Source organism: Alicycliphilus sp. T452, from assembly GCF_054512775.1.
The window spans coordinates 1-16070 of sequence record NZ_JBTNEH010000015.1 but is presented as its reverse complement, the minus strand read 5'-3'; the positions used below and the strand labels follow the sequence as shown (position 1 = coordinate 16070).

Here is a 16070-nt window from a genome sequence, read left to right as displayed (position 1 = left end):
AGCTGCGCCGATTGTCCGGCATGTTCCGGCCGGCCGCTGTTTCAGCCCGATGCGCGCGCCGGGCCGCATGGACGGCGTCCCCGGGGTCTGGCCGGACAATCCCCCGGGGGCGGGAAGGCAGCAACCTCGCAGCAGCTGGTTCAGGAGCTTTCCGGGGCAGCGGCATCCCCGGCCCACTGCCCGCCCAGCACCTTGTAGAGCGTGACGCGGTTGACCTGCTCGGCCAGCTGCAGCGCGATCTGCGCCTGCTGCGCCGCGTACAGCGAGCGCTGCGCATCGAGCACCGTGAGGTAGTTGTCGGCCCCCAGGCGAAAGCGCGCGTCGGACAGTTCCAGCGCGCGCTCGCTGGCCTGCACCAGCGAGCGCTGGGCGCTCAGGCGCTCGTCCAGCGTGGCGCGTTCGGCCAGCGTGTCGGCGACCTCGCGGAAGGCCGTCTGTATGGCCTTCTCGTACTGGGCCAGCGCGGTGTCGCGCGCGACCTCGGCCACGCGCAGGTTGGCCTGGTTGCGCCCGGCGTCGAAGATCGGCAGGCGGATCTGGGGCGCGAACGTCCAGGTGCCGTTGCCCGCGCCGAACAGGCCCGACAGCGCGTTGCTGGCCGTGCCCACCGATGCCGTGAGCGTGATGGACGGGAAGAAGGCCGCGCGCGCCGCGCCTATGCTGGCGTAGCTGCCGCGCAGCGCATGCTCGGCCGCGCGCAGGTCCGGCCGGTGCAGCAGCACGCTGGAGGGCAGGTCTGCCGCGACGCCCAGCAGCGCCGTGGCGGGCGCCGGGGGCGGGAGCAGCGCGGGAATCTTGCCCGCGCCGGGCAGGACGGACGCCACGCTGGCGGGCAGCAGCGCATCGGGCACGCTCGTGCCCGCCAGCAGCGCGAGAACGTTGCGGTCGCGCGCGACCTGCGATGCGAAGGCGGCCGCGTCCACGCGCGCGGTGTCGGCGCTCGACTGGGCCTGCGCCAGGGCCAGGGCCGACGTGGCGCCCAGCTCGAAGCTGCGGCGCGTGAGGTCCAGCGCCTGCTGGCGCGTGCGCAGGGTCTCGCGCGCCAGCTGCAGGCGGCGGGCGTCGGCGTCGAGCGTGAGCCAGGCGTTCATGACCTCGGCCACCAGGCTCAGCTGCACGCTGCGGCGGTTCTCGGCCACGCGGAAGAATTCCTGCAGCGCTGCGTCGTTCAGGCTGCGCACGCGCCCGAAGAAGTCGATCTCGTAGCTGCTGAAGCCGAGCTGGGCGCTGTACTGGCCCGTGGTGTTGGGGCGCCCGGCGGTGGTCAGGTCATCGGCCGTGCGGCTGCGGGCGCCGGCGCCCGTGGCGTTCACGGCGGGGAAGAGGGCGGAGCGCTCTATGCCGTACTGCGCGCGCGCGCGCTCGATGGCCAGCGCCGCCACGCGCAGGTCGCGGTTGTGGACCAGCGCGAGGGCCACCACCTCGCGCAGGCGCGGCTCCTGCACGAAGTCGCTCCAGGGCTGGGAGCCGGCCCCGGTCACGTGCAGCGTGGCCTCGCGCGCCGGGTCCGGCGCCTGCGCGGCAATGGGCGGCTGCGCGGCGCCCATGGTGGGCGGCACGGGCAGGGCGGGGGCCTGGTAGTCGGGCGCGAGCGAGGTGCAGGCCGCCAGCGCCAGCGGTGCGGCCAGCAGGGCGCGGCGGGGGATCATGGCGCGGCCTCCGGCTGGGGTGTGTGCGCGGGCGCGCCGCGCGAGGTGAACAGGCGCCGCACGATCAGGAAGAACACGGGCACGAAGAAGATGCCCAGCAGCGTGGAGAACACCATGCCGCCGAGCACGGCGGTGCCAATGGCCCGGCGCCCGCCCGCACCGGCGCCGGTGCCGATGGCCAGCGGCAGCACGCCGAAGCCGAAGGCCAGCGAGGTCATAAGGATGGGCCGCAGGCGCAGGCGCACGGCCTCGACGGTGGCGTCGATCAGGCTGCGCCCGCGCTCCTGCAGCTGCACGGCGAACTCCACGATCAGGATGGCGTTCTTCGAGGCCAGGCCCACGGTGGTCAGCAGCCCGACCTGGAAGTACACGTCGTTGGCCATGCCGCGCCCGTAGGTGGCGGCCAGCGCCCCGATCACGCCCAGCGGCACGGCCAGCATGACGGAGAAGGGCACGCTCCAGCTCTCGTACAGCGCGGCCAGGCACAGGAACACGAACAGGATGGAGACGGCGTACAGCATGGGCGCCTGCGAACCCGACTGGCGCTCCTGCAGCGAGGCGCCCGTCCACTCGAAGCCGATGCCGGGCGGCATGGTGGCCATGATGCGCTCCACGGCGGCCATGGCGTCGCCCGAGCTCGCGCCGGGCGGCGTGTTGGCCTGCATTTCCAGCGCCGGGCTGCCGTTGTAGCGCATGAGCTGCGGCGAGCCGTTGCCCCAGCTGGTGGTGGCGAAGGCCGAGAAGCGCACCATCTGCCCGTCGCGGTTGCGCACCGACCATTGGGCGATGTCCTGCGGCAGCATGCGCGAGGGCGCGTCGCCCTGGATGTAGACGCGCTTGACGCGGCCGTAGTGCACGAAGTCGTTCACGTAGGTGCCGCCCAGCGCGCTGGAGAGCACGCCGTTGATGTCGGCCACCGACACGCCGAGCGCGGCGGCCTTGCGGTCGTCGATCTCCACCTTGAGTTCGGACGTGTCGTCGAAGCCCGTGGTGCGCATGTTGATGATGGCGGGCTCCTTGCGCGAGGCGGCGATCACGTCGTTCATGGCCTTCATCAGCGCATCGTGGCCCAGGCCGTTCAGGTCCTTGAGCACGAAGTTGATGCCCGCGCTCGATCCCAGGCCGCGCACGGCCGGCGGCAGCGTGACGAAGACGCGCGCGTCGCGGATGCTGGCCAGGTCCCTGGTGGCCTGGTTGGCGATGGCCTCGGCCGACTGGCCGGGCAGGGGCCGCTTGTCCCAGGGCGTGAGGCGCACCCACATGTTGCCCGAGCTCTGGTTGCCGTTGTTGCCCAGGATGGCGTTGGTGCTGAAGACCTCGGGCTTGTCCTTGAAGTACAGGCGTATCTGGTCCATCACCTCCATCAGGCGCGCGTCGGTCGCGCCCGAGGGCAGCGTGACGGTGACCCCGACGAAGCCCTGGTCCTCGTTGGGCAGGAACGAGGTGGGCAGGCGGTGGAACATGAAGGCCACCGCCGCCAGCACCGCGCCGAACAGCACCATCATGCGGCCCGTGCGGCGCAGCAGCCGCGCCACCGTGCCCTGGTAGCGCGTGGCGCTGCGGTCGAAGTGGTGGTTGAACCAGAGGAAGAAGCGGTCGACCCAGCCCAGCGGGCCGCGCCGCACCGTGCGCTCGTGCGCCATGGGCTTGAGCAGCGACGCGCACAGCGCCGGCGTGAGCGTGAGCGCCACGAACACCGACAGCCCCATGGCCGCGACGATGGTGATCGAGAACTGCCGGTAGATCACGCCCACCGAGCCCGCGAAGAACGCCATGGGCACGAACACGGCCGACAGCGTGAGGCCGATGCCCACGAGCGCGGGCGTGATCTCCTTCATGGACTTGCGCGTGGCCTCCTTCGGGGGCAGGCCCTGCTCGCCCATCACGCGCTCGACGTTCTCGACCACCACGATGGCGTCGTCCACCAGCAGGCCGATGGCCAGCACCAGCGCGAACATGGTCAGCATGTTGATCGAGTAGCCCATGGCCGAGAGCACGCCCAGCGTGCCCAGCAGCACCACGGGCACGGCGATCGCCGGGATCAGCGTGGCGCGGAAGTTCTGCAGGAAGAGGAACATCACCAGCGTCACGAGCACCATGGCCTCGCCCAGCGTCTTGATCACCTCCTTGATCGAGGCGCGCACGAAGGGCGTGGTGTCCGAGCTCACGAAGCCCGTGATGCCGTCGGGGAAGTAGGGCGCGAGCTCGGCGATCTTCCTGGCCACCGCGTCGGCCACCTGCATGGCGTTGGCGCCGTCGGCCAGCACGATGCCGAGGCCCGCGCCGGGCTGGCCGTTGAGGATGGAGCGCACTGTGAGCGAGTCGGCCGCGAGCTCCACGCGCGCCACGTCGGCCATGGTGACCACCGAGCCGTCGGGCGCGGACTTGAGCACGATGTCCTTGAACTCCTGCACCGTTTGCAGCTTGGAGCGCGCGGTGACCGTGGCGTTGAGCATCTGCCCCGGCACCGCGGGCAGTTGCCCGAGCTGCCCGGCCGAGACCTGCGCGTTCTGCGCGTTGAGCGCGTTCACGAGGTCCGACGGCATGAGTGCGTACTTCTCCATGAGCGCCGGGTCCATCCAGATGCGCATGGCGTAGTTGGTGCCGAACACGGTCACGTCGCCCACGCCGTCCACGCGCGCGATCACGTCCACCACGTTGCTGGTCAGGTAGTCGCCTATGGTCACCTGCGACACGTTCGGGTCGGGCGAGGTGAACACGTAGGTCACGAGGTAGTCCTGCCCGCCCTTGTTCACGAACACGCCGCGGCTCTTCACGGCGTCGGGCAGGCGGTTCATCGCGCCCTGCAGCTTGTTCTGCGCCTGCACCTGGGCCACGTCGATGTTGGCGCCGGGCGCGAAGGTGAGCGTGGTGCGCGAGCGGCCCGCCGAGTCGCTCGTGGAGCTCATGTAGAGCAGCCTGTCCAGGCCCTTGAGTTGCTGCTCGATCACCTGGGTGACGGAGTTCTCCACCGTCTCGGCCGAGGCGCCGGTGTAGGTGGTGTTGAGGGTCACGCGCGGCGGCGCGATCTCGGGGTACATCTCCAGCGGCAGCGTGAGAATGGACAGCCCGCCCGCGAGCATGATGACGATGGACAGCACCCATGCGAAGACGGGGCGGTTGATGAAGAACTGCGCCATGGCGGCTCCTCAGGGCTGGGGCGCGGGCTGGGAGGCCTGGGCCGCCGCGCCCTGCCGCGCCTTGGGCGCCCAGGGCACGGGGCGCACGGTGTCTCCGGGGCGCGCGCGCTGCGCGCCGTCCACCAGGATGCGCTCGCCGGCGGCCAGGCCCGAGAGCACCTCCCAGCGGTTGCCCACGGCCGCGCCGGTCGCGATGCGGCGGCGCTCGACCTTGTCCTCGGGCGTGACGACCAGCACGCTCGGGTTGCCCGCGGGGTCGCGCGTCACAGCCTGCTGCGGGGCGAGCAGGGTCTGCTCGTTCACGCCCGCCTCCAGCACGGCGCGCACGTACATGCCGGGCATCAGCAGCCCGTCGGGGTTGGGCACCACGGCGCGCAGCGTGACCGCGCCCGTGGCCGGGTTTACCTGCACGCCGCTGAAGCGCAGCACGGCCTCCTGCGCGTAGGTGCTGCCATCGTCGAGCTTGATGGCCACGCGCGCGTCACTCTTGCCCTCGCGCTTGAAGCGGCCGGCGGCCAGGTCGCCCTTGAGGCGCAGCACCTCGCTGCTCGACTGCGTCACGTCCACGTAGAGCGGATCGATCTGCGACACCGTGGTCAGCGCCGCCGCCTGGTTGGCCGTGACCAGCGCGCCCGGCGTGACCGCCGAGGTGGTGGTCAGCCCCGCGATGGGCGACTTGATGCGCGTGTAGCCCAGGTTGATGCGCGCCGCCTCGACGGCGGCGGCGGCCACGCCCGCGTCGGCCTGCGCCTGCGCCACCGCGGCCTGGCTGTCGTCGTACACCTGCCGGCTGACGGCGTCGATCTTCACCAGCTCGGCATTGCGCCGGGCGTTGGTCTGGGCCGTGTTCAGCGTGGCGCGTGCCTTGGAGAGCTGTGCCTGGGCGCTGGCCAGCGCCACCTCGTAGGGCGCGGGGTCGAGCTGGTAGAGCACCTGGCCGGCCGCCACGCGCGCGCCTTCGGTGAACAGGCGCTTTTGCACGATGCCGCCGACCTGCGGGCGGATCTCGGCCGAGAGGAAGGCCGTGGTGCGGCCCGGCAGCTCGGTGGTCACCACCTGGCGCTCGGGCTGCAGCGTGACCACGCCGACCTCGGGCGGCTGGTCCGCGGCGGCAGGCTTGGCGTTCTTGTCGCCGCAGGCGGCGAGCAGCAGGGACAGCGCCAGCACGCAGGCCAGGCTGGGTAAGGGAACGGTGCGCGGCGGAGAAGCGGGGACCAGGGCAGGGCTGTCGCAGATCGCGGAGGTCATGGGTGCGGAACGCAGTGGGTCTCGGTGGGGCCGGCAGGGGCGGGGCGTCGAGCGGGCCGGCCCCGGCCAGACACAGAATGTCGCACATCGGTGCCAAGGCTGCTCCCCAGGGCGTATCTCTTCATTTTTCTTTACATTCTCCAGGGTTGGCGTCCCAGGCCACGGGGTGGCTCCGCGCCATGGAGGCCGTGCGCGGCACGCACCGGTAATTTTAATAAGAAGTGCATATGGCGCTTATGGGGTAAGCGCCAATAGCTATCAAATTTGATGAATGGCTGCACTGCGATTGTCAACTTCGGTTGCGGGCAGGGACATGTCCCGCGCGGCGGACGCGGTCCGTCATACCATGCGGGCGTGCGGCCCGTGCGCGCCGCCCCCACCGTTGGAAGGAATCCGCGACCATGAACACCCCTGACACCACGCCGCTGCTGGCCGAGCAGCTGATGCAGCAACTGCAGGGCGCGCCCCTGCAGGACATCTCCCGGCAACTGGGCGCCGGCCACGCCGAAACGCAAAGCGCCGTGGCCATGGCGCTGCCGATGCTGCTGGGCGCCCTGGGCCGCAACGCGCAGGATGCGCAGGGCGCCGAGTCCCTGTTCGGCGCGCTGCAGCGCGACCACATGCCTGCCGTGCCCCAGCAGGCGATGGGCCTGGGCGGCATGGACCTGGGAGGACTGCTGGGCTCCCTGCTCGGTGGCGGTGCGCCGTCTGGCGCGGCCCCGGGCGGCGATGCCGGCGCGGCCATCCTGGGCCATATCTTTGGCGGCGCACGCGAGCGGGCCGAGTCCGCCCTGGGCCAGAGCACGGGCCAGGGGGTGGATGCGGGCCGGCTGCTGCAGATGCTGGCGCCCATCGTCATGTCCTTCCTGGCGCAGCGCGTGAATTCCGGCGGCATGGACGCGGGCGGCCTCGGCCAGATGCTCGGCCAGGAGCGCGCCCAGGCCCAGCGCTCGGGCATGCCGGGCGGCGACCTGCTGGGCAGCCTGCTGGACCAGGATGGCGACGGCCAGGTGGGGCTGGGGGATTTGGTCAAGATCGGTGCCAACCTGCTGGGCGGGCGGCGCTGAGCGGTATCCGTTTGCATCTCGGCATCGGTTCGGCGGGCACTTTCGGCTAAGCTTTCGCTTCACACTTCACAGCCTGGGAGGCCGCCATGACAACCGTTGCAGAAATCCTCAAGTCCAAGCCCGACGCGCAGGTGCACTGCGTCGCGCCATCGGACACTGTGCTCGCCGCCCTGCGGCTCATGGCCGAGAAGCACATCGGCGCGCTGCTGGTCATGGAGGGCGAGCAGATCGCGGGCATCTTCACCGAGCGCGACTACGCCCGCAAGGTGGTGCTGCTCGGCCGCGCATCGGTCGACACGCCCGTGCGCGAGGTCATGACGCGCGCGGTGCGCTTCGTGCACCCCTCGCACAGCGCCGAGCAGTGCATGGCCCTGATGACGGAAAACCGCCTGCGCCACCTGCCCGTGGTGGACGAGGGGCGCGTGGCGGGGCTGGTGTCCATCGGCGACCTGGTCAAGAGCGTGATCTCCGAGCAGCAGTTCATCATCACCGAGATGGAGCGCTACATCACGGGCGCACGCTGAGCCCCGGACTACGCGCATCCATCCGTATTACGGGGGGCAGCGCGTGGGGAAATCATTCGATGACAGGCCCTACACTCGCAGGCATGAGTCTGCTGATCCTGGGCATCGAATCCTCCTGCGACGAAACCGGCGTGGCCCTTGTGCGCGGGCAGGGCGGCGATGCCGTTCCCACGCTGCTCGCGCATGCGCTGCACAGCCAGATCGATATGCACCAGGCCTATGGCGGCGTGGTGCCCGAGCTGGCCAGCCGCGACCACATCCGCCGCGTGCTGCCGCTGACCGAGACGGTGCTGAAGGAGTCCGGCCAGCGCCTGGCCGACGTGGACGTGGTGGCCTACACGCGCGGGCCGGGCCTGGCGGGCGCGCTGCTGGTGGGCGCGGGCGTGGCCTGCGCCCTGGGGGCCGCGCTCGACAGGCCCGTGCTGGGCGTGCACCACCTCGAAGGCCATCTGCTGTCGCCCTTCCTGAGCAGTGATCCGCCCGAGTTCCCCTTCGTCGCGCTGCTGGTCTCGGGCGGGCATACCCAGCTCATGCGCGTGGACGGCGTGGGCCGCTACGAGATCCTGGGCGAGACCATAGACGACGCGGCCGGCGAGGCCTTCGACAAGTCGGCCAAGCTCATGGGCCTGGGCTACCCCGGCGGGCCGGCGCTGTCGCGCCTGGCGGAGCAGGGCGACGCCAAGGCCTTCAAACTGCCGCGGCCGCTGCTGCACAGCGGCGACCTGGATTTCTCCTTCGCCGGGCTCAAGACCGCCGTGCTCACACAGGCGAAGAAGCTGGGCGACGAACTGGCGGCGCGCAAGGCCGACCTGGCCGCGAGCACGCAGGCCGCCATCGTCGAGGTGCTGGTCAGGAAGACCCTGGCGGCCATCGACCAGACCGGCATGCGGCGCGTGGTGGTGGCCGGCGGCGTGGGCGCCAACCGGCTGCTGCGCGCGCAGCTCGACGCCGCCTGCGCAGCGCGCCGGGTGCGCGTGCACTACCCCGAGCTGCACCTGTGCACCGACAACGGCGCCATGATCGCCATGGCCGCGGCCATGCGGCTGCAGTCGGGCCAGCAGCAGGCCAACCGCGACTACGCATTCGACGTGAAGCCGCGCTGGCCGCTGGACGCGATCGCGGCCTGACCTTTACAAAAGTTCATCCCGCGCTGGCGGGGGCGACAAACGGTGTTGTAACAATGCGCAGCATGCTGCCTGCCCCGCCTTCCTCCGATCCTTCCGACTCTTCCCGCCCATGGCCCGCGCCGCGCCTGTGCGCGCCGCTGCTCGCGGCCCTGGTGCTGGCCGGCTGCGCCACGCGCCTGCCACCGGCGCCGGACGACAGCGTGCCGGTGCCCGGCGCCTGGGCCGGCCAGGCCGCGGCGCCGGCTGCGCGGCCCGCGGACGACCTCACCCAATGGTGGCAGCAGCTGGGCGATGCGCAGCTCACGGGCCTGATCACGCAGGCGCTGCAGGCCCACACCAGCATGCGCAGCGCCCGCGCGGCCGTGCAGCAGGCGCGCGCGCAGCGCGACGTGCAGGCGGCGGGGCTGCTGCCGTCGCTGGACGCCTCGGGGTCGGCGCAGCGCAGCCGCAGCAACGGCGCCACGGGCAACAGCTTCCAGCTGGGGCTGGACGCGAGCTGGGAACCCGACCTGTTCGGCCGCATCGCGAGCGGTGTGCGCGCCGGCGAGGCCGACCTGCTGGCGGCCGAGGCGGGCGTGGCCGCCGCCCAGGTGGCGCTGGCGGCCGAGGTGGCCGTGAACTACGTCAGCCTGCGCAGCCAGCAGCAGCGCCTGCAGATCGCCGAGAGCAACCTGGCGGCGCAGCGCGAGACGGCGCAGATCACGCAGTGGCGCGTGCAGGCGGGGCTGGCGAGCTCAGTGGCCGAGCAGCAGGCGCGCACCATCGTGGAGCAGACCGCGGCCCAGCTGCCCACGCTGCAGGCCGGCATCGCCCAGGCGCGCCATGCGCTGGCCGTGCTCACCGGCCGTCCACCCGCGGCGCTGGATCAGGAACTGGCCGCCAGCGCGCCCGTGCCGCAGCCGTCCGCCGAACTGGCGCTGGCCTTTCCCGCCGATACGCTGCGCCAGCGCCCCGACGTGCGCCAGGCCGAGCAGCGCGTGCGCGCCGCCTGGGAGCGCGTGGCGCAGGCCGAGACCCAGCGCCTGCCCAGCCTGCGCATAGGCGGCACGCTGGGGCTGAGCGCGCTGTCCCTGGGCGCGCTCACGGGCGGTGGCACCACGGCGGCCTCGCTGCTGGCCAGCGTGTCGCTGCCCGTGTTCGACGGCGGCGCGCTGCGCGCCCAGGTGCGCGTACAGGAGGCGGCGCTGGAGCAGGCGCGCGCGAGCTACGAGGCGGCGGTGCTGGGCGCGCTCCAGGACGTGGAGGACGCCCTGGTGGCGCTGCGGGGCGACCGCGATCGGCTCGCGCGCCTGGAGGCCGCGGCCGAGGCGGCGGGCAACGCGGCGCTGCTGGCGCAGCACCAGTACGCCAGCGGCCTGGTGGATTTCCAGACGGTGCTGGACACGCAGCGCACGCTGCTGACGACGCAGGACGGCGTGGCCAGCACGGTGGCCAGCGCGAGCACCAACCACGTGCGCCTGTACAAGGCGCTGGGCGGCGGCTGGCAGGCCCCCAGGGAGGCAGGGCCTCAAGGACAGGAACCATGACAGAGAAACGAACGACCAACTCCGCCGCGCCGGCCGCGCAGGACCTGCAGTCTCTCCTGGGCGACGGCCTGGGCCGGCGCTGGTGGCAGAGCATCACCCTCTGGCTCGCAGCGCTGGCGCTGGCGGCCGCGGCCGGCGGCTGGTGGTACTGGCAGGCCGGCCAGCGCGCCAAGGCCGCGCCGCGCTACGTCACGCAGCCGGTGCAGCGCGGCCAGGTCAAGCTGACCGTGGCCGCCAACGGCACGCTGCAGCCCACGCGCTCGGTGAACATCGGCAGCGAGCTCTCGGGCACGGTGCGCCGCGTGCTGGTGGACGTGAACGATATCGTCAAGAAGGGCCAGGTGCTGGTGGAGCTGGACACCACCAAGCTCGAAGCGCAGGTGCTGCGCTCGCGCGCCTCCGTGGCGTCGGCGCAGGCGCGCCTGGCGCAGGCCGGGGCCACCGTCAAGGAAGCGCGCGCGAGCCTGGCGCGGCTGGAGGAAGTGGCGCGCCTGTCCGGCGGCAAGGTGCCCTCGGCGGCGGAACTGGACGCGGGCCGCGCCGCCTACGACCGGGCCCAGGCCGACGAGGCCAGCGCCCGCGCCAGCGTGGAGGACGCCCGGGCCGCCCTGGCCACCGACGAGACCAATGTCACCAAGGCCTCGATCCGCTCTCCCATCGACGGCGTGGTGCTGTCGCGCGCGGTGGAGCCGGGCAACGCCGTGGCCGCGTCGCTGCAGGCCGTGACCCTGCTCACGCTGGCCGAGGACCTGGCCCGCCTGCGCCTGGAGGTGAACGTGGACGAGGCCGACGTGGGCTCCGTCCAGCCGGGCCAGAAGGCCAGCTTCACCGTGAGCGCCTACCCCTCGCGGCCCTATCCCGCGCGCATCACGCGCGTGGCCTTCGGCTCCACCAAGACCGACAACGTGGTGACCTACATCACCTACCTGGAGGTGGACAACGCCGACCTGAGCCTGCGCCCCGGCATGACGGCCGCGGCCACCATCACCTCCACCGAGCGCGACGGCGTGCTCACCGTGCCCAACACCGCCCTGCGCTTCACGCCCATGGGCGCGGCCGGCGACGATGCCCCGCGGACGCCGGCACCGGCGGCCAGCGGCAGCAGGGCGGGCGGCGGCATCATGGGCCAGCTCATGCCGCGCATGCCGCACCCGGCGGGCCAGCGCCGCAGCGCCGATGACGGCAGCGGCAAGGGCGGCGCCGGGCTGCGCCGGATCTGGGTGCTCGAGGACGGCGCTCCCAGGGCCGTGCGCGTCAAGGTGGGCATCAGCGACGGCCGCGTGACCGAGGTCGAGGGCGATGCCCTGCAGCCCGGCATGCAGGTCATCACCGACCAACTGGCCGCCGGGGCACGTCCATGAATGCGCCGGCCGATGCGCAGCCGCTGATCCGCCTGCGCGGCGTCACCAAGGTCTATGGCGAGGGCGCGCTGGCCTTGCAGGCGCTCAAGGGCGTGGACCTGGACATCGACAGCGGCGACTTCGTGGCCATCATGGGCCCCAGCGGCTCGGGCAAGTCCACGGCCATGAACGTGATCGGCTGCCTGGACCGGCCCAGCGCGGGCAGCTACCTGTTCCGCGGCGTGCCGGTGCAGTCGCTCTCGCGCGACGACCGCGCGCGGCTGCGCCGGCGCTTCCTGGGCTTCGTGTTCCAGGGCTTCAACCTGCTGGCGCGCACCTCGGCGCAGGAGAACGTGGAGCTGCCGCTGCTCTACCGCGGCGAGAGCGCGGCGGCGCGCCATGCGGCCGCGGCGCGCGCGCTGGAGTCGGTGGGCCTCAAGGGCTGGGAGCACCACACGCCCGCCGAGCTGTCGGGCGGGCAGCAGCAGCGCGTGGCGATCGCGCGCGCCATCGTCAGCGAGCCCGCCGTGCTGCTGGCCGACGAGCCCACGGGCAACCTGGACACGCAGCGCAGTCGCGAGATCATGGAGCTGCTGTGGCGCCTCAATGCCGAGCAGGGCATCACCGTGCTCATGGTCACGCACGAGCCGGAGATGGCGCAGTACGCGCGGCGCATCGTGCGCTTCGTCGATGGCTGCATCGACAGCGACACGCGCAACCCGCATCCCTATGCGCTGGCGCAGGAGGCGGTGGCGCCATGATGCTGCTCAACTCCCTGCTGCTGGCGCTGCGCTCCATCCGGCGCAACCTGATGCGCTCCTTCCTCACCGTGCTGGGCATCGTGATCGGCGTGAGCGCGGTGATCACCATGGTCACGCTGGGCAACGGCGCCACGCTGGCCGTGCAGGCGCAGATCGCCAGCCTGGGCACCAACCTGCTGCAGGTGCGTCCGGGCCAGCGCATGGGGCCGGGCGGCAGCAGCGGCGCGCCCTCGTTCAAGGACGTGGATGCCGACGCCATCGCCCAGCAGATCGGCGGCATCCTGGCCGTGGCCCCCGAGGCGCGCACCAGCGCCACGGCCGTGGCGGGCGGGCGCAACTGGACCACCAGCGTGCTGGGCAGCACCAACGCCTGGCTGCAGACGGGCAACTGGACGCTCGCGGGCGGGCGCGAATTCACCGCCGACGAGCTGCGCGTGGGCGCCGCCGTGTGCCTGATAGGCCAGACGGTGCGCCGCGAGCTGTTCGGCGCCGGCGTCGACGTGCTGGGCGAGCGCGTGCGCGTGCGCCAGTTCTCGTGCGAAGTGGTGGGCGTGCTCGCCTCCAAGGGGCAGGGCGCGTTCGGCAACGACCAGGACGACCTGGTGCTGCTGCCGCTCAAGACGCTGCAGCGGCGCGTGATCGGCAGCACGCGCGTGCCCACGCTGCTGGTGTCGATGCAGGACGGCAGCGATCCCGAGCGCGTCAAGGCCAGCCTGACCGACCTGCTGCGCGAGCGACGCAAGCTGGCCGAGACCGACGATGACAACTTCAACGTGCTCGACACCAAGCAGCTCGCCGACACCTTCTCGGGCACCACGCGCGTCATGACCACGCTGCTGGGCGCCGTGGCCGCCGTGAGCCTGCTGGTGGGCGGCATAGGCATCATGAACATCATGCTGGTGAGCGTGACCGAGCGCACGCGCGAGATCGGCCTGCGCCTGGCCATAGGCGCGCTGGAGCGCGAAGTGCTCATGCAGTTCCTCATCGAGGCCGTGGTGCTGGCGGCGCTGGGCGGGCTCATCGGCATCGTGCTGGCCACGGGGGCGTCCGTGGCGCTGTCCAAGGCCATGGGCATACCCTACGTGTTCCACCCGGGCGTGAACCTGCTGTCCTTCGTGTTCTCGGCCGGCATCGGCGTGCTGTTCGGCTTCTTTCCCGCGCGGCGCGCGGCGCGGCTCGATCCGATCGAGGCGCTGCGCCATGAATAGGGTTATTGCTCAAATAAGGACCTAGCCCTTTGTGATAGAGCGCTGGCAGCTCTCTATTCGATAGTAAAAAAGGGACTCGCCGGGCATTTGCCCGGCCCCTGCGCGGCGGGCATTCACAATGCAGGCCTGCTGTGGATTTTTTTGCCCGTCTCCCCGTGTCCCGATTCCTGCCCATTGCTTCCACAACCCTGGGCCAGTGCCTTGGCCTGCTGGCCTGCGCCCTGCTGGCGGGCTGCGCGCGCCTGCCCGAGGCCATGCCCGGCCTGGAGCGCAACCTGCAGTTCACCCCCAACGATTTCGACAGCACCAGCATGCACACGCGCCATATCCTGGCCTCGCAGGCGCGCACCTGCGAGGCCGCGCGCCGAGCCCTGCTGAGCCAGGGGTATCTGGTGAACACGGCCAGCGCCGAGACGGTGGCCGGGCGCAAGTACTACCAGCCCCTGGCCGACGTCCACTACGAGGTGGAGATGCGCGTGGTCTGCGCCCCCGAGGGACAGGGGGACGCGCGCACCTCGGCCTTCGCCAGCGCGCTGCAGGACCGCTACGTGATCAAGAAGGTCAACAACTCGGCCTCGCTGGGCGTGGGCGGCATAGGTTCGGTGTCGCTGCCCGTTTCCGCCACCGACGACACCCTGGTCAAGGTGGGCAGCGAGACCATCACCGACGCGCAGTTCTACGAGCGCTTCTTCCAGCTCTTCGAGCGCTACGTGCGCATGGCGCCCGCCGGCGCCACCGGCGTGCAGCTGCCTGCAGACGCGGCTGCCGCGCCGGCAGCCACCGCACCCGAGCCGGCGCCGGCCACCACGGCCGCCGTGCCCGAGCCTGGCGCCAGCGCCAGCCAGCTGCCCCTGCAGGAGCGCGCGGCGGTGCAGCGGGCCGGTGCGTCCGCGGAGCCGGTGCCGCAGTCCATCGAGCAGCTCATGGCCCAGTAACCCTCTTTTTCCCGAGTCTTTCCATGTCCCTTCCGTCACGCCGCCAGGCCATCCGTGCCTGCGCCCTGGCGCTGCTGCCCCTGGCGGCCGGCGCCCAGCCCCAGCCCGCCGCCGGCGCGCCCATCAGGGTCGCGCTCATCGAAAGCCTGTCCGGCAGCTTCGCCAACACCGGAGAGGCGGTGCTGCGCAACATCGCCTGGGCCATGGAGCGCGTGAATGCGCGCGGCGGCGTGCCGCTGCCGGGCGGCGCCAGGCCGCTGCAGCTGGCGCGCTACGACAGCAAGGGCACGAACGAGGAGGCGCTGTCGGCCCTGCGCGCGGCCATCGACGATGGCGCGCGCTTCGTCATGCAGGGCAACTCCTCGGCCACGGCCGCTGCGCTCATCGAGGCCATCAACAAGCACAACCAGCGCGAGCCGGGCCGGCGCGTGGTGTTCCTCAACTACTCGGCGGTCGACCCCGCGCTCACGAACGACAAGTGCAGCTTCTGGCACTTCCGCTTCGACGCCCATGCCGACATGCGCATGGCCGCGCTCATGGACGTGATACGCGAGGACCGGGCGCTCAAGAGCGTCTACCTGATCGGCCAGGACTACAGCTTCGGTCAGGCCGTGCTGCGCGAGGCCCGCCGGCAGCTGGCTGCCCAGCGCCCCGACGTCGCGGTCGTCGGCGACGAACTGCACCCCGTGGGCCGCGTGAAGGACTTCGCGCCCTATGCCGTCAAGATCAAGGCCAGCGGCGCGCAGGCCGTCATCACCGGCAACTGGGGCAACGACCTCACGCTGCTCGTCAAGGCCGCGCGCGAGGTGGGCTACGACGGCATGTTCTACACCTTCTACGGCAACGCCCTGGGCGCGCCCGCCGCCCTGGGCGACGCCGGCGTGGGCAAGGTGGTGGCCGTGGCCGACTGGCTGCCCAACCTGCCCACGAAGGGCAGCGAGGACTTCTACCGGGCCTTCCGCGCGCGCTTCCCGCAGCCGCAGGACGACTACGTGCACATGCGCATGCAGCTCATGGTCGAGGCCCTGGCCCAGGCCATGCAGCAGGCCGGCAGCACCGACGCGCTGCCCGTGGCGCGCGCGCTGGAGCGCGCCAGCGTCAGCCTGTACGGCCAGGCGGGCAGCATGCGCGCGCAGGACCACCAGTTCCAGCAACCGCTGGTGGTCGGCGTGATGGACAGGCTGGGCGCGCCAGGCGTCAAGTTCGACGTGGAAGGCTCGGGCTACGGCTTTCGCGTGGTGCGCCAGATCGCGGCGGACAAAGCGCAGATGCCGACCACCTGCCAGATGCAGCGTTATTGACTCAAGTTAATATTCCGTGGCGTGTCGCCAACGTGTCTCCTGTTCTAGTTTCTAGCTTGGTGGTAAAAAACATCAAGAAACAAAATTTGCTTAAATTAACTTAGCAAATTGGGTGCTCTAGGGCGAATCGACATTCAATCTGTCAGCCAAGCCAGACTTGCAGCGAGGCAGAGGAAGGCCATGAAGTGGGCGGCCTTGCGGTCGTAGCGCGTGGCGATGCGTCGGAACTGCTTGAGCCGTCCGA

At 71.5% G+C, this 16070-nt stretch carries 12 protein-coding genes and 1 pseudogene; 9 read left to right on the top strand and 4 right to left on the bottom strand.

Annotated elements, in window-relative coordinates:
* Positions 1–140: 140 nt before the first annotated feature.
* The 3 genes from ACX12L_RS14000 to ACX12L_RS13990 are packed head-to-tail and all read right to left on the bottom strand — an operon-like array spanning position 141 to position 6037.
* Positions 141–1649 (bottom strand): efflux transporter outer membrane subunit, encoded by a 1509-nt coding sequence (locus tag ACX12L_RS14000; RefSeq protein ID WP_459263148.1) that lies wholly within the window; start codon positions 1647–1649, stop codon positions 141–143.
* Positions 1646–4789: an efflux RND transporter permease subunit gene (locus tag ACX12L_RS13995; protein ID WP_459263147.1), complete on the bottom strand. Its 3144-nt coding sequence runs from the start codon at positions 4787–4789 to the stop codon at positions 1646–1648. Before ACX12L_RS13995 ends, ACX12L_RS14000 begins: the two co-directional genes overlap by 4 nt.
* 9 nt (positions 4790–4798) lie before the next feature.
* Entirely contained in the window at positions 4799–6037 is a 1239-nt protein-coding gene (locus tag ACX12L_RS13990) for an efflux RND transporter periplasmic adaptor subunit (RefSeq protein ID WP_459263146.1), read from the bottom strand.
* 401 nt (positions 6038–6438) lie between these two features.
* Between ACX12L_RS13990 and ACX12L_RS13985 the strand changes: the two genes are divergently transcribed.
* The 9 genes from ACX12L_RS13985 to ACX12L_RS13945 all read left to right on the top strand — a co-directional run bounded on the left by ACX12L_RS13985 (position 6439) and on the right by ACX12L_RS13945 (position 15826).
* Positions 6439–7104, top strand: a complete 666-nt coding sequence (locus ACX12L_RS13985) for a DUF937 domain-containing protein (RefSeq protein ID WP_459263145.1) — start codon at positions 6439–6441, stop codon at positions 7102–7104.
* Positions 7105–7190: 86 nt separating this feature from the next.
* Positions 7191–7628, top strand: a complete 438-nt coding sequence (locus ACX12L_RS13980; protein WP_201395269.1) for a CBS domain-containing protein — start codon at positions 7191–7193, stop codon at positions 7626–7628.
* 83 nt (positions 7629–7711) lie between these two features.
* The gene (gene tsaD, locus ACX12L_RS13975) at positions 7712–8755 is read left to right on the top strand and encodes a tRNA (adenosine(37)-N6)-threonylcarbamoyltransferase complex transferase subunit TsaD (protein WP_459263144.1); all 1044 of its coding nucleotides are present in this window, start codon (positions 7712–7714) and stop codon (positions 8753–8755) included.
* 125 nt (positions 8756–8880) lie between these two features.
* On the top strand, positions 8881–10281 hold the full coding sequence (locus ACX12L_RS13970) for an efflux transporter outer membrane subunit (protein WP_459263244.1): 1401 nt from the start codon (positions 8881–8883) through the stop codon (positions 10279–10281).
* Complete coding sequence (locus tag ACX12L_RS13965; protein ID WP_459263143.1) at positions 10278–11642, top strand: efflux RND transporter periplasmic adaptor subunit; 1365 nt, start codon at positions 10278–10280, stop codon at positions 11640–11642. Before ACX12L_RS13970 ends, ACX12L_RS13965 begins: the two co-directional genes overlap by 4 nt.
* Positions 11639–12382: an ABC transporter ATP-binding protein gene (locus ACX12L_RS13960; protein ID WP_459263142.1), complete on the top strand. Its 744-nt coding sequence runs from the start codon at positions 11639–11641 to the stop codon at positions 12380–12382. The genes ACX12L_RS13965 and ACX12L_RS13960 overlap by 4 nt, the downstream gene beginning before the upstream one ends.
* On the top strand, positions 12382–13590 hold the full coding sequence (locus tag ACX12L_RS13955) for an ABC transporter permease (protein WP_459263243.1): 1209 nt from the start codon (positions 12382–12384) through the stop codon (positions 13588–13590). Before ACX12L_RS13960 ends, ACX12L_RS13955 begins: the two co-directional genes overlap by 1 nt.
* A gap of 155 nt (positions 13591–13745) precedes the next feature.
* Entirely contained in the window at positions 13746–14525 is a 780-nt protein-coding gene (locus ACX12L_RS13950) for a DUF2242 domain-containing protein (RefSeq protein ID WP_459263141.1), read from the top strand.
* Positions 14526–14548: 23 nt separating this feature from the next.
* Positions 14549–15826 carry a branched-chain amino acid ABC transporter substrate-binding protein gene (locus ACX12L_RS13945; protein ID WP_459263140.1) on the top strand — a complete coding sequence of 426 codons (1278 nt, stop codon included), beginning with the start codon at positions 14549–14551 and terminating at the stop codon, positions 15824–15826.
* 134 nt (positions 15827–15960) lie between these two features.
* On the opposite strand, the pseudogene ACX12L_RS13940 reads toward ACX12L_RS13945, so the two are convergent.
* Positions 15961–16070 (bottom strand): annotated as a pseudogene (locus ACX12L_RS13940) (IS5/IS1182 family transposase); the annotation flags it as partial.